General features: G+C 44.8%; 12 protein-coding genes and 1 CRISPR repeat array (1 of these 13 cut by a window edge). Of the genes, 4 read left to right on the forward strand and 8 right to left on the reverse strand.

Annotated elements, in window-relative coordinates; translation table 11 throughout:
- Nucleotide 1: 1 nt before the first annotated feature.
- Both AC4JOV_RS09205 and AC4JOV_RS09210 read right to left on the reverse strand, forming a co-directional pair.
- Complete coding sequence (locus AC4JOV_RS09205; protein ID WP_229937874.1) at nt 2-1,243, reverse strand: L,D-transpeptidase family protein; 1,242 nt, start codon at nt 1,241-1,243, stop codon at nt 2-4.
- 15 nt (nt 1,244-1,258) lie between these two features.
- Nucleotides 1,259-2,395 (reverse strand): BaiN/RdsA family NAD(P)/FAD-dependent oxidoreductase, encoded by a 1,137-nt coding sequence (locus AC4JOV_RS09210; protein ID WP_229937873.1) that lies wholly within the window; start codon nt 2,393-2,395, stop codon nt 1,259-1,261.
- Between the two features lie 101 nt (nt 2,396-2,496).
- Between AC4JOV_RS09210 and AC4JOV_RS09215 the strand changes: the two genes are divergently transcribed.
- A complete protein-coding gene (locus tag AC4JOV_RS09215) occupies nt 2,497-3,198 on the forward strand; it encodes a C40 family peptidase (RefSeq protein WP_229937872.1) in 702 nt (233 codons plus the stop codon).
- A 2-nt stretch (nt 3,199-3,200) separates the two neighbouring features.
- Here AC4JOV_RS09215 and ruvA read toward each other — a convergent pair whose 3' ends face one another.
- Nucleotides 3,201-3,758: a Holliday junction branch migration protein RuvA gene (gene ruvA / locus AC4JOV_RS09220; RefSeq protein ID WP_229938365.1), complete on the reverse strand. Its 558-nt coding sequence runs from the start codon at nt 3,756-3,758 to the stop codon at nt 3,201-3,203.
- 231 nt (nt 3,759-3,989) lie between these two features.
- Between ruvA and AC4JOV_RS09225 the strand changes: the two genes are divergently transcribed.
- Both AC4JOV_RS09225 and AC4JOV_RS09230 read left to right on the forward strand, forming a co-directional pair.
- Nucleotides 3,990-5,915 carry an LTA synthase family protein gene (locus tag AC4JOV_RS09225; protein ID WP_229937871.1) on the forward strand — a complete coding sequence of 642 codons (1,926 nt, stop codon included), beginning with the start codon at nt 3,990-3,992 and terminating at the stop codon, nt 5,913-5,915.
- 124 nt (nt 5,916-6,039) lie between these two features.
- Entirely contained in the window at nt 6,040-6,981 is a 942-nt protein-coding gene (locus AC4JOV_RS09230; RefSeq protein ID WP_229937870.1) for a hypothetical protein, read from the forward strand.
- A gap of 186 nt (nt 6,982-7,167) precedes the next feature.
- Here the strand turns inward: AC4JOV_RS09230 and AC4JOV_RS09235 are convergent, their stop codons facing one another.
- The 5 genes from AC4JOV_RS09235 to AC4JOV_RS09255 all read right to left on the reverse strand — a co-directional run bounded on the left by AC4JOV_RS09235 (nt 7,168) and on the right by AC4JOV_RS09255 (nt 11,286).
- Complete coding sequence (locus AC4JOV_RS09235; RefSeq protein ID WP_229937869.1) at nt 7,168-7,521, reverse strand: DUF1641 domain-containing protein; 354 nt, start codon at nt 7,519-7,521, stop codon at nt 7,168-7,170.
- Nucleotides 7,522-7,530: 9 nt separating this feature from the next.
- Entirely contained in the window at nt 7,531-8,721 is a 1,191-nt protein-coding gene (locus AC4JOV_RS09240) for an NAD(P)/FAD-dependent oxidoreductase (protein ID WP_229937868.1), read from the reverse strand.
- Between the two features lie 86 nt (nt 8,722-8,807).
- Complete coding sequence (locus tag AC4JOV_RS09245; RefSeq protein WP_229937867.1) at nt 8,808-9,482, reverse strand: response regulator transcription factor; 675 nt, start codon at nt 9,480-9,482, stop codon at nt 8,808-8,810.
- A complete protein-coding gene (locus tag AC4JOV_RS09250; RefSeq protein ID WP_229937866.1) occupies nt 9,482-10,903 on the reverse strand; it encodes a PAS domain-containing sensor histidine kinase in 1,422 nt (473 codons plus the stop codon). Before AC4JOV_RS09250 ends, AC4JOV_RS09245 begins: the two co-directional genes overlap by 1 nt.
- A 152-nt stretch (nt 10,904-11,055) precedes the next feature.
- Nucleotides 11,056-11,286: a hypothetical protein gene (locus AC4JOV_RS09255; protein WP_229937865.1), complete on the reverse strand. Its 231-nt coding sequence runs from the start codon at nt 11,284-11,286 to the stop codon at nt 11,056-11,058.
- Between the two features lie 121 nt (nt 11,287-11,407).
- Here AC4JOV_RS09255 and AC4JOV_RS09260 point away from each other — a divergent pair, with 121 nt between their 5' ends.
- Nucleotides 11,408-11,761, forward strand: a complete 354-nt coding sequence (locus AC4JOV_RS09260) for a hypothetical protein (protein ID WP_229937864.1) — start codon at nt 11,408-11,410, stop codon at nt 11,759-11,761.
- A 180-nt stretch (nt 11,762-11,941) separates the two neighbouring features.
- Nucleotides 11,942-14,401: a CRISPR direct-repeat array (repeat unit 31 nt; unit sequence GTTTCAAATCCCATAGGGATTGCTTCATAAT); it runs 1,100 nt beyond the window's last position.

The following is a 14,401-nucleotide window of genomic DNA, read 5'->3' on the forward strand; positions in this document are numbered from 1 at the left end:
TTTAAAAGATCAACTTCTGGTCTCTATCAAATCCGTAGATATCATTAAACAGGAGAAGTGTCCCGTTTGTATCTACATAGCTTGTCAGATATGCCGTATGCACCATCACTCTTTTCTTTAACGCAATATGATGCGTTTTCAGAGACTTGTATTTTTCCAGTATACTCTCTTGTGTCTCATCCGTGAAATTATTTGCGATATGGAGCAGCATATCGTTTGGTTTTTCCAGTCTTACACACCCGTGGCTAAAGGTACGTACTTTACGCTTAAAGAGCGATTTTCCCTGCGTATCATGCATATAGACAGAGTGTCTGTTGGGAAAGATGAACTTGATACGCCCCAGTACATTACGTTGAGACGGTTTTTCAATGAACTTGAACGGCACTGTACCTTTACCCCCTTTATAGGCAGTCAGGTTAAGATCACTCAAAGCGACACTTCCGGACTCAAGGTTATAGTCACGGCGTATGACCATATTGTTACGTGCGAGATAGGCAGGGTCTTTCAGTACTTTCGGGATGATCTCGTTTCTGGCGATACTGTCGGGTACTCCCCACTGAGGATTAAGTGTAATATACTGCATCGGTTCAGCAAAAATCGGGGTTTGCAGATGTCTCTTTCCTACGATCACGCCAAACTTCAATTGTGTCTGATCCCCTTTTTTGATACGTACCTTAAATTCAGGGATATTCACCAGCGCATAATCTTCCCCCAGATCAGGACGCATGATCTTGGTTCTTTCTATATTCAGACGGATGGTATGCAGCTGTTTTGGTGTCGCATTCCCCTGCTTTTTTAAAATATTGTATGATTTTACCAGTTTCGGAAACTGTTCGGTAGCCGGAGTATAGGGCTTAAGAATATTTTTGATCGACTGCCCGGCTTTTAGCTGTGCAAGCACTGCATTTCTATCCACTTTTTGAAGATAGATATCGTAATGAGATTCGATCTTCTTCGCTTTTTTCGCTTTTTGAATCTCTTTAAAGTTTTTAAGATCGATACAACTGTTGGCAAGATTATCCGTATACTCGACCAGCAATTTGCTCATCAGCCTGGAGTTTTCGCTCTTTTTTACCTTCTGATAGAGTGCCTGCTGATCACATATCGAAGCATACCTGTCCTCTTTCAGTATCTGCAAAAACTCCTTTTTTTGAGAGGATCTCCACCCCTCTTCATCAGGTGTATCGACACATCCGTTCAGAACAATCGCTGTCAATAACACTGCCAGTAGTCTGATTTTCATTCATTCCCTCTGATTTTATCCATTAATGAGATGTTGATGGCAGACATAGGCAGTTGAAAATGCCCACTGAAAATTATATCCGCCCAGTCTCCCTGTGACATCCAGAACTTCACCGATAAAGTAAAGTCCCTCCTCCTTCTCACTCATCATTGTATACGCATTGACCTCATCTGTGGAGACTCCACCTTTGGTAACCTCAGCCTTGGAATAGCCGAACGTACCTGCCGGAGCGAAGCTGTAGTGACAAAGCGATTTTAAACGTTCCAACTCTGAAGAAGTAACTTTTTTTCCTTGTTTATCTTGCAGTCCTAATTGTAGCAAAAATCTTTTGGTTACCCGCTTTGGCATAGGAAGAAGTGAAGAGATATTTTTCTCGCTGCGTCTCAATGTTTCCCAATCCACGTCACCCAGAAAATCGATCTCTATGGTTCCTTTCTCCCAGTACAGCGATGCATTGAGTACGGCAGGGCCGCTGATGCCTTTATGCGCAAAGAGCAGAGACCCCTCTATCACATTCTCCCCCACTGTGACCTTCACTTCTGTTGAGGCGCCGGAAAGCTCTTTGAAGAAAAACTCCCCGGGCTGAAGGGTAAACCCTACCAGTGCCGGCGAAGTTTTGACAATATGGTGTCCGAAGGCTTCCGCGATCCTGTAGCCGATATCGCTGGCTTTTAGCTGCGGATAACTGAGTCCCCCTGAAGCGACCACCACCTTCTCTGCTTTCAGAACCCTCTTATCGGTTTTCACTTCAAAGATCTGCCCTTTTTTAGTGACACTAATCACCTTCTCACCAAGCAGGATATTTTGTTTGCTGCTCTCTTTTTGAAAGATACTCAGGATCTCTTTTGATGCGTTTGGACAGAAGTACTGGGTGCCTTTACGCAGAACAGGGGTAAGCCCTCTCTCTTCCAGCCACTTCAGCAGCATCTTCTCATCAAACATGTCAAGGACCGGCTGAACAAAATACTCCTCACCCAGATAGTAGGCCGCATCCATCACCTGATTGGTGATATTGCACTTGCCGCCTCCGGAGACCTGTATCTTTGCTCCCGTTTTGGTATTGGCTTCTATGAGTGTTGCACTCTTTGGAGGCAGCAGAGCAGCAAGCATCAATGCACTTGCCCCACCACCTATAATAACGATCTGATTCATGGAGCAGATTATAGCCTAAATCGTAAAAATGAGAGAGAAGATTTTGGAAGTGAAGCATAAATTTTGTTATACTATTAGGAAAGTAAGGTCAAGGAAAAAAGATGAAGAGATGGTTACTCTCCATTACTTTATATTGTTCAGCAGGGTATGGAAGTCTTTTTGTCATCACAGATCCAAACGAGAATACAGTAGAGGTCAAACGTCTTGAACCCACCTACAATGCGGCAATTGCGCAAAAGACCAGCGAATACTCTATACAGGCACTCTATGATGAGTTGAATTCTGCAGAGGAACATGCACGAAGAGCCTGGCTGGCAAAAGAGCGTGCAAAACACCTTTCCATAGCCAAAGAACAGGCAGAAAACATGGGGGTAAGCTTTACCCTGACAAAAGACCAGACCTCACAGATCCTTGAAGATGCCAAATATTTTAAAGGCGGCAGATATGTCTGGGGAGGGACTACACCTGAAGGATTTGACTGTTCAGGGTATGTGCAGTACCTTTATAAAAAACACCATATCGATCTTCCGCGTACCGCCTGGGAACAATCCAAGGTGGGGAGAGAAGTAAACCCGGATGAACTGAAAAAGGGAGACCTCCTCTTCTTCCTGACCGATCGCAAACGCAATATACCGATCACGCATGTGGGTATCTACATCGGAGGCGGTGAGTTCATCCATGCAGCCTCCAGGAAAAAAGGGATTATTATCTCCCCTATCACACACGGAAGGTATGCCAGAACATTTGTCAAAGCCAAGCGTGTGATAGACGATAGCGACGAGCGCTATACCGCTGCACTCTGAGATCAGAGTCTCTGCAGTTTCTTCAACCCCTCTTTTACAAGCGTACTCGTATCACCGCTACAGCCGGTAAGGGCTTTTTGGATCGCATCTTTTTTGAAGCCGAGGCTCTCAAGCGCCATCACTGCCTCCATCATCGATCCATTTCCGCTGCTCTCTTCTTCTCCATCCACAATAAAGTCCGCCAGCTCCACCAGGATACGGCTTGCTGCTTTCGGTCCGATACCCGGTACTCTCTTGAGAAGCCCTACATCCTTGGCACTCACCACCTTGGCAAAGGTCTCAGGGGTAAAGGTTGAGCAGATCGCAAGCCCTACTTTCGGTCCTACACCATTGATCTTCAGTACCGTATCGAACATCTTCTTCTCGTTCATCTCCATAAACCCAAAGAGAAGCTGTGCATCCTCACGTATGATCTGTGTGGTAAAGAGCTTGACTCTTTTCTCCTGAATGGCATTGGAGGTATTCAGAGAGACCATCACCTCATAGATCAGCCCATTGACATTGATATGCACAAATGTCGGATCTTTACGCTCTACGACTCCTTCTATCCCTACGATCATGTTAGCTACTCCCGTCATTCCCGACTGGATCGGGAATCCATATAATTGATTGTCAAAGTATAGCAACTCTTCTCTGCCAAAGTAAAAAATATGTCACATTGTCATGTTTTCAACTCCGGCTGCCATCCACCAGTATAAAGCGATGGCTGTTTATTAACTGTTAATTATTATTTTAATTCTATTAATCAAATATAGGTACAATACTTTTTTTTATAATTAAGGAGAGTGCAAATGGCCATCCCCAATACCCATAACAATCGTTTTTTATTCCTCCTTTTAATCATCGGAATCTTTGCAGCGATCAGTTTTGCAAGCAGAACCGTTTTGCTTTTTACCGATATGACACAAGTTGACCTGGGGATCATCCCCCTCCTTAAACTCTATTCGGTAGGCCTATTTTATGATTTGGTCGCGTCCAGCTATTATACTGTCCCTTTGGTTATCTATCTTATCCTGCTTCCCAACAGAGTCTTCAACACGAAAATACACAAACTGCTTTTCTTATCCGTTTTTTTCATAGCCACCTATCTCTTGATCTTCAATGCCGTTTCAGAGTGGTTTTTCTGGGAAGAGTTCGGGAAAAGATTCAACTTTATCGCAGTTGACTATCTGGTCTACACACACGAAGTGATACATAACATTCTTGAATCCTATCCTATTCCGCTGCTGCTGGGTATCATCTTCATTCTCAACACTCTTTTGTTTCGTCTTATCCTTAAAAAGCATGCATTGATCGATAGCATATTCGCTTCCAATCCAACGTTTATTCAACGGGCCAAAACAGGTGCCGCTTTTTTACTTTTGCCCATACTTTTTTTCAATACCATGGAACAGCAGAACCTCTCTCAGGTATCAAAGAACCAGTACAACAACGAACTGGCAAAAAACGGCTTATATTCGCTCTTCTCTGCCTTCAGAAACAATACTCTGGATTATCAGGCGTTTTACAAAACAGAAGATCGATCCACGGTCATGAAAAACCTGGATCGATTGGAGCATTTCAACGATACCCATCTCAAAGTAGTCAACAACGGAGATAAGAAGGAATCAAAATACAATGTGATGCTGATCATGGTCGAAAGTCTCAGTGCCTCCTATATGGGGGTATTCGGTAATGACCAGAACCTGACCCCGCACCTGGATACACTGAGCCGGAAATCACTCTTTTTTGATCATCTCTATGCCACAGGCACACGGACGGTAAGAGGGATGGAAGCAGTGACACTCTCACTCCCCCCTACACCGGGGAGGAGCGTTGTCAAGAGACCCGATAACCACAATATGTTCTCAACAGGGTTTATCTTTCAGGATAAAGGGTATGAGAACAAATTTATCTATGCGGGACACGGTTATTTTGATAATATGAACGATTTTTTCTCCCACAACGGGTTTGATGTGATTGACAGAACCGATTTTGAAGAAGATGAGATCAGTTTTGCCAACGTCTGGGGCGTCTGCGATGAAGATCTCTTTGCCAAAGCGATGAAGGAGTCGGATAAGTCATACAAAACAGACAAACCCTTTTTTAATTTTGTGATGACAACCTCCAACCATAGACCCTATACCTATCCCGAAGGCAGGATCGATATTCCTTCGCATACGGGAAGAAGCGGCGGTGTCAAGTATGCCGATTATGCCATTCATGACTTTTTGGAAAAAGCCAAAGAGAAACCATGGTTCAAAGATACGATCTTTATCATTGTTGCCGACCACAATGGGGGAAGTGCAGGGAAAAATGAACTCCCCGTATGGCGATACAGGATTCCTCTGATCGTCTATGCCCCGGAGATCATAGAACCAAAAGTGGTTCACAAGCTCTCCTCCCAGATCGATACCCTCCCTACCCTCTTTGCTCTGATGGGGTGGGAATATAAGAGTCAGTTTTATGGAGAGAATATCCTGGACCCAAACTTTAAAGAGCGCGCCTTTATCGGAAACTACCAGAAGCTTGGCCTGCTCAAAAAGAACAACCTTGTTGTCCTGGAACCCAACAGAACCATCCATCAATACAATATCGTTGATGAGCATTTAACGGATGCGACCTACCGGGAGAGAGATCATGTTTCACCCGAGGATAAGATGGAGATCATCACCTATTACCAGAGTGCCAGTGATCTCTATGCGCACCATACCAACCGGTGGCCGGAGAAGAACTAGCAGCGTTCTCTCTTCTCTCTGCCGCATCTATCCCCCGACAAGGACCAGCTGTCCCTTCTTCACTTTTCCTTCCGCTGCACAGATCTTACACACTTATATTTTAAGATGGCAAAAAAGGTGGAACATGCAACTCTTTATTGTCCTCTTGGGCGCGATACTCGGATTTATCTACGGCTATTATAGTGACGGCTTTATCTTCAGCTCAAATATCTGCCTCTTTGCGGGACTGACGATGATCATGCCCTCCCTCTTCAAGGTCAAACTCTCCGATGTGAAGCTGGTATGGGAGTACCGTACCGTGATAGCAAAAAGCCTTTTCCTCAATTTCCTTCTGCTCCCCGTTTTCGCTCTGATCATCGGCCTCTCTACCAACGACTACGGTATCGCTGCAGGGATTTTTCTCCTCTCTGTACTGAGCGGCGGCGGCATGGTGATGTACTGGATCAAAAAATCGGGCGGGGACACCTCTCTTGGCTTCATTATCCTCTTTATCAACCTCCTTTTGGTCTCGCTCTCTTTTTTGATGCTGCACCTTTTCGGTCTCTATACCGAAAGCTATTTCTCGACCCTCTACACAGAGGACAGGAACAATATGAGCAGTTATGCAAGGCTGGTCGTGATGCTGCTTATCGTTATCCCTTTTGTCACAAGCAGGATCATCCTCCTGATCAAGCCCCTTGCAGCTTTCATCGAAACCCACCGTCCCTCTATCAGCAACGCAAGTATCTTTGTGATCCTCTTTTATCTTTTCGGCCTGCAGAGCACGCAGAACCTTGTCGATCTCTTTGATATGCAGCCTGAACTTGTCTGGATATCCCTGATCGCGGTGATCGTTTTTTACCTGCTTGACCTGCTGGCTGCCCGTTTCATCTTCACCCTTGATTCGCCCCAGGAGAGAGCGGCATTCTGGCACAGCGCTACACGTTATATCACCCTTGCACTGGTCCTCTCGACCTTTTCGATGAAGGCTTTCGGCGTCTCCATGCTTCTGCCGATCATGTTCGCCTACCTCATACAGATACCGTTTGCGATCCTGCTGGATAAAAAGTTGGGGCAGAAAGGATAGAAAAGATCCCATGGCCAGGTTTAAAAAGAGGCATCTCCTTTGGGCAATGGAGGATGCTGCATCCTCAGGGAAGACAATGCAGCTATAGGGAGGAGAGTGGACAGGGAAGATCTACTCTCCCAAAAAAGGGAGAAAAAATGCCCGCAGAGCCTCTTTCTATCACTTATGTGATCTGAAAACACAAGATCAGAGTTGTCTCCCGATACCTTTTGTAAGGTTCAGGACGAACGCAAGGCCTTTTCTCGTATCCTTGTCTTTTAGGAGTTTCAGCATTCCAAAAAGCGAGGGTACCTCATTTTTGTCTGTCTCTCTTTTTGCATACCTGACAGCATTTTCCGTTACAAATCCCGCCGTAGCCATATTGTCCACTGTACCTATCATCTTTTCCACCATAGGCTGTGTGGTCATTTCGATATTGTCGGAAACGACAGCCAGAAGATCGATCAGGTTATCGATTCTCCCTGTCTGCACCAACATCGTCATCTTCTCTTCCAACGCTTGCATCTCTTTTGATTTTAATACTTCTACTTTTTCACTCATCGTTCTCTCCTATATCATTCCACGGGCTGCTGCCCAGTAGATACCTTTATTGAAACCTTTTCTTACAAAGCTGCCGAGTTTGCTGCACGGGGTCGGCTGCACATCCTCCTCATAGTCATACCAGAGAGGCATACCGCAGGAGAGACCCATCTGTGCAATGGCGATCACCAGGCCGTCATAACTCTCTGTAGGGTACCCATAACGGAGTTCTGAGGCGATATTGTCCGCTACGACATCGGTCTGGTTGTGTATCGTCCCTCCCGCTTTTGAGACAGGAAGGTCGACCGTATCCCCCAGCGTATAGACATTGTCCAGACCTTTTACCTTAAGGGTTTTCCGGTCCGTAGGAAGCCAGCCTTCACCGTCCAGGGCTTTTGAGAGTCCCGACTCTCTGATCACTTTTGAGGCGATAAAAGGCGGTGTGGACATGAGGATGTCAAACTCCATCTCCTCCCCCTCTTCAGAGTAGGCCACTTTTTTGGCCGGATCCACTTTATTGAGCGTAAACCCGGTTTTGTGTTTGATATCCATTTCGTCAAAGATCGCAGGCAACACTTTGGAGGTCGGTTCCTGAAGGAAAAGTCCATTGTGTACGCTTTGGGCCTCTGTCGGGTAGGTGTATACGATCTCGATATTCTCCCGTACACCCTTTTCTTTCAGATAGTCATGCAGCATGATCGTCGTCTCGACCGGTGCGATACCGCACTGATGGGGGATATTCGGCGTTTTAGGGAAGTTGACCGTGATGAGCACCCTCCCGTTTTTTATCGTTTGAAATTTTTCAGCCAGTTTTCTAGCCCCTTCATAGGTATAAAACCAGTCTCCCCCCTCTTTCAATCCAGGGATACGTTCCGGTGCAGCTTCACAGCCTGTGGCAAGCACCATAAAATCATACTCATACCGTTTTCCGCTTTGCCCCTTCACAAAGTTACGGTTCGTATTGATCTCAACAGCCGCATCCACAATAAACTCGATCTCCGGCATCAGAAGCGACCGCTGCTCTCTAACGAACTCATGGCCTTCTGATTTGTGAAAGGCCACATACATCGCTCCCGGTCGGTAATAGTGGTATTTGGAGTTGGAGATCATGGTGATTTCGACGTCACCCCTGTCGATCTCCGGCATCAGTTTTTTGGCGAGGTTATTCGCGGTCATCGTGCCGGCCGTACCGCCGCCGACAATCAGAATTTTCTTTTTCATACTAGCTCCTTATGATGAATTCTACATCAATCATAGCCAAGAAGAAAAAGGAGAGTGTAAGAGAAGTATAAGATTTACATAAGATTTTATATATTGAGCCGGTACCCTACCCCTTTGATATTTTCGATCACTTCAGGATAGAGTTTTTTGCGTATCCCTGCGATGACCATACGTATCGCATCACTGCTGGCAGGCTCCTCCCAGACACTGTGTTCGATCTGCTCTATACTGACAGTAGCATGTTTATGCTGCAAAAGAAGTTCCAACAGCGCTATCTCTTTTCTTGTCAGCTTTATGATCTCGCTCTCTTTCTCGACCACCTTTCTTTTCCCATCATAGTAGTAGTGGTTCCCTATCGGTTGCAGCGGGCTTTCTCCCCTGGCTATATTGGAAGCCACTGCAACCAGGAGTTCATCGACGTCTATCGGCTTTTTCAGATAGAAACCGACTCCTGCACGGATGGCTCTGTTCAGATACTCCGGAGAGGTAAATGCCGTCATCACGATGCATAGGGTCTCAGGGGCGATCGAAATAATCTTTTGTAAAAAGTTCAGGCCATCCACCTGGGGCATCTGAATATCCGAGATCACCACGTCGCTCGGGGAGGATTCAAAAAGCGCCAGGGCATCGATCGCATTGCTCGCTCCCCGCACCTCCTTAAAGTAGATCGACAATATTTTCACAAGCCACTTGAGGGTACTCTCATCATCTTCTGCGATAATGACAGTGAGCGGCTGCAGTTTTTCATGTAAGAGTTCCATCACTTCTCCTGTGGCAGCATAATAGTGAACTGTGCGCCGTCATCTCGGTTTTTGACAGCCAGGAGCCCGCCCATATGCGTCTCTATAATGACCTTGGACATATACAACCCTATACCGCTTCCCTTCTCTTTGGTCGTAAAGTACGGATCGAATATCTTTGGCATGATCTCTCTGGGGATCCCTCCACCGTTGTCCAGTACCACGATATGAAGATTATTTCTGTGTGACTTGATACTGATCTTGATCATCCCCCCTCTCTGGTTTTCCGTGATCGCCATCATCGCATTATGCACCATATTGAGTATCACCTGTCTAAACTCATTTTGATACCCCAGGATCTCAAGATCCGTACCTGTCTCTACAGCGGTCTCTACGACTATCCTGTGTGTTTTAAGCTGTACTTCGATCAAACGGAGCGCTTCCTCTATGCTTTTTGATACATTGAAGAGCTCTTTTTGTTTTGAGGTTCTGAAAAAAGTGCTGAAGTCATCAATGGTCTGGGACATATAGTTGACCTTCTCCATGATCTCATCTTCTATCTCTCTGAGCAGCTTATGATCGATATCTTTTTGCTTGGAGAAGTGCCCCAGCCCCTGCACGATGATCCCCAGGGTGTTGAGCGGCTGTTTCCATTGATGGGCAATGGAGTCTATCATCTCCCCCATTGCGGCAAGTCTTGACTGGTGACAGAGTATCTCGTACTGTTCTGCCCTTTTTGAAACCTCTATCTCCACCTGTTTTTTCAGTTTGTCCTGATATTCGATATCTTCAGTGATATCCGAAGTGATCATAATGATCTCATCCCGGCTCTCAAGGTAGGCCAAGGACATACTGGCATTGAGCCTTTTGCCCGATTTTGTGATACAGATCTTGCGAAACTTCTCTATACTTCCGTAACGTATCGCTTTTTCAACAGCCTTTTGGGAAGGTTCCGCATACTCGGGGGAAGAGAGCGAGATACAGGACTCACTGTAGAGCTCTTCCATGGTGTAGCCCATCATCTGCTGAAAAAACTTGTTCGCATATACGAAGTAGCCGTTACGGTTGAGAAGAGAGATGCCGTTGGCGGCAAGATCAAAGATGGCCTGAAGCTCCTCTTTTTTGGATATAAGGTCATCCAGACTCTCTTTTAATTGTGACTCGATGCTGTTGTATTTCGTGATATCATACAAATAGAGTATCGTGTTCTGAGCGGAGACCTCATAGCTCTTTCCCTCCCAATCAACGACAACATGCTCTTTTTCACCCTGCAGTAGATACTGCAGCAGTATATATTGCTCCGGGGCGAAAAGCTCCTTGAGGTGTTTCCCTTTTAACTTTTTTAACCTCTTCTCTCCATATATCTCTACGATAGAGGTATCAGAAAGTTTCAAAATGATCATATTTGGAATATCGGTTAAAATTTCAAGTTCTTTGTTCATCACTTGTATCATAACCAAGATAAACTAAATTTATTTCCATATAACAGTTTGGGTTATCTGAAGGGGAACCGGAAGGATGGGTCGGGCCACCCTGCCCCACACTGTCATGACTGCACTGAATAACGCTCAGCTCTACAGCTTATCACCCTATCTTACTGCACCCTGAAGATCGCAGGGGCTTCCAGTTCGGCATTTTTGACGATCTGCTTCAGTTCATCCTCATCCACGATCTCCAGCTTTTTCATCATCTGGATCATCCCATGGCAGTATCCCTGAAAATACTTGATCTGTTCTCTGTCCTGAATCGTTTTGGCCTGATAAAACCGCTCCAGCGCCTTTTCAAGTTCTGCGATATATGCTTGTTTCTCCAACGTTATCTCCATCTGCTTCTCCCTCTTCTCTGGTTCTCTTCATACTATTTTAGCCAAAGGTTCATTATGCTTCGAGGTGCTATACTAAGGGTATCGATCTGATGAAAAAGCTGAAAACGACAAAAGGAGAAACATGCTTCACGGCAATATGAAGTGGTCAAAAAGCGAAAAGGAAGCTGCCAGATCTCTCTTTGATCTGGCCCGTCAGAGGGACTACCGGAGGCTCATGGAGAGCATCAAAGATTTTCCGCTGGAAGCAGGTGAGGATATCTGGAAGCTCAGGGAGTTTCTGAACATGAAAGCCAAGGAGTTTGACCGGAAGTACGACTACAGGTACTCCAGACTCCCTAAACTCTTCGCGGAGTATCTGGACGAGGGGCTGTTGCACAAGGAGGAGCTCGAGGGACTTGGCGAAGAGAAAGTGGCGTATATTACTGAGATCGTGGATTATATCCAAGGGATAAAGAACCTTGGAGAAGAGGTATGAGCCTGAATGTGGAAATAAGATAGAGTTGGATATCCCCTTTATGTACTACAGGGTAACGTAAACACAGATAGGGGAGTAAACAGTCAAATCCGGGCATGCTCAAATGCAAAAAAACAGAAGTTATACCGAAAGGAATAGTAAAGGCCAAATTTAAACCCCTCAAGACCAACAGAACAAGAAGTTTTAAATCCCATAGGGATTGCTTCATAATTGACAGAGGAAAGATCCTCTTTTGTTGGAGTGGTTCCGTTTCAAATCCCATAGGGATTGCTTCATAATCTTTCCAGTCGGCGATCCATTTTCATATCGTCTCAGTTTCAAATCCCATAGGGATTGCTTCATAATGGATCAAATCAGAGTTTGAAAAACTCAAACAAAAAGTTTCAAATCCCATAGGGATTGCTTCATAATACGGTATTCCATACAGCACACTAATGCGCTGGAGGTTTCAAATCCCATAGGGATTGCTTCATAATCTTCTTTTTCTCAGAAACCTTGTACTCCTCCAAGTCCGTTTCAAATCCCATAGGGATTGCTTCATAATCCCATGGCAACTGGCCGATCCAAATGCCGTCTTTTTTGTTTCAAATCCCATAGGGATTGCTTCATAATCTATCATCGGAGCAAAGAAAGGCTATGACCTCGGGTTTCAAATCCCATAGGGATTGCTTCATAATTTATGCTGATTTTGCAGTAAGAGCACCGAATGTTAGGTTTCAAATCCCATAGGGATTGCTTCATAATATGCCTCATGGAATTCCCATCGCACCACCTCTACGTTTCAAATCCCATAGGGATTGCTTCATAATCGTCTCCACCTCTTCACCATTGTCTATCACTGCAACAGTTTCAAATCCCATAGGGATTGCTTCATAATCCCCGAATCGCAAGTATTATCCACTGCGACACGGGTTTCAAATCCCATAGGGATTGCTTCATAATCGTTATCTGCAACACCGACAACACCAAGATACGCGTTTCAAATCCCATAGGGATTGCTTCATAATCGCTTCATATTTCGGCATTGGCGTGAAAGATTGCGGTTTCAAATCCCATAGGGATTGCTTCATAATTCATGAAAGTTAGAGCCGCAAGGGCGCAGGCGGAAGAGTTTCAAATCCCATAGGGATTGCTTCATAATACATGTCTTCCATGTGTTTGTTTCTCCTTTGGTTGTTTCAAATCCCATAGGGATTGCTTCATAATGTATCGATGCCCGCGCAAAGCAGGTGACAGACTCACTGTTTCAAATCCCATAGGGATTGCTTCATAATAAGAGTATACGCCAGGACATTTTGGATATATGAGGTTTCAAATCCCATAGGGATTGCTTCATAATTTGCAGACTCCAGTACCCAATCTCTACCGTGAGACAAGTTTCAAATCCCATAGGGATTGCTTCATAATTAGCGCTCAGTATAGAACGCTCGAAGTTTAGATTGGTTTCAAATCCCATAGGGATTGCTTCATAATAACTGTACTTAAACTATCCGGAGCGACAGACACTCGTTTCAAATCCCATAGGGATTGCTTCATAATTCTTTTTGGATGAGGTTTTCATATTGCGTTCTATGGGTTTCAAATCCCATAGGGATTGCTTCATAATGGAGGATGCGGAGGTGACACCAGTTAGGCCGAACTACGTTTCAAATCCCATAGGGATTGCTTCATAATATCGTTGAAGTCGTCTACCGCCTTGGTGAGCGCGGTAGTTTCAAATCCCATAGGGATTGCTTCATAATCCACGATAGTCGGAGCCATGCTGTCGCCTTTGACATGTTTCAAATCCCATAGGGATTGCTTCATAATGAATTGGGCAATAGAAACTACCCGTTAAAAAACTCGTTTCAAATCCCATAGGGATTGCTTCATAATTTATCTTGAGCCTTGGTGATGCCTACTTTACTCAGTTTCAAATCCCATAGGGATTGCTTCATAATTCAACCAAATATGCACCACTTTTCTCACTACACATAGTTTCAAATCCCATAGGGATTGCTTCATAATGTATATCCCATCAGAGGCAAGAGCTACCTCACTGGGTTTCAAATCCCATAGGGATTGCTTCATAATCAATATCCCCGCCGTCTGTCTTGACGTACACATATTGTTTCAAATCCCATAGGGATTGCTTCATAATTAGACCGGATGTTCATTTCTCCCACTAGTGAATCCATGCGTTTCAAATCCCATAGGGATTGCTTCATAATTAGACGAAAACGGGGTTAAGGTGAAGTATCTTTTCAAGTTTCAAATCCCATAGGGATTGCTTCATAATGGGGTGCAATGGCTGCATTATTCTCATTGGCAGCTAGTTTCAAATCCCATAGGGATTGCTTCATAATGGATTGAAGAAGTCATTGATAGTGTGGTATATCAGCAGTTTCAAATCCCATAGGGATTGCTTCATAATAGGTACAAAATGAACATATCAATTTACAGAGCGAAGTTTCAAATCCCATAGGGATTGCTTCATAATCCATGCCCACCATTTATTTTTAACACAGGAATATCGTTTCAAATCCCATAGGGATTGCTTCATAATTTACCAGTTCGGACGAAAAGAAGCTTGCCGATGCAAGTTTCAAATCCCATAGGGATTGCTTCATAATCGGCTTAGACCCGAAGAACGACCCATTG

Source organism: Sulfurovum sp. MH2-6 (assembly GCF_058374785.1).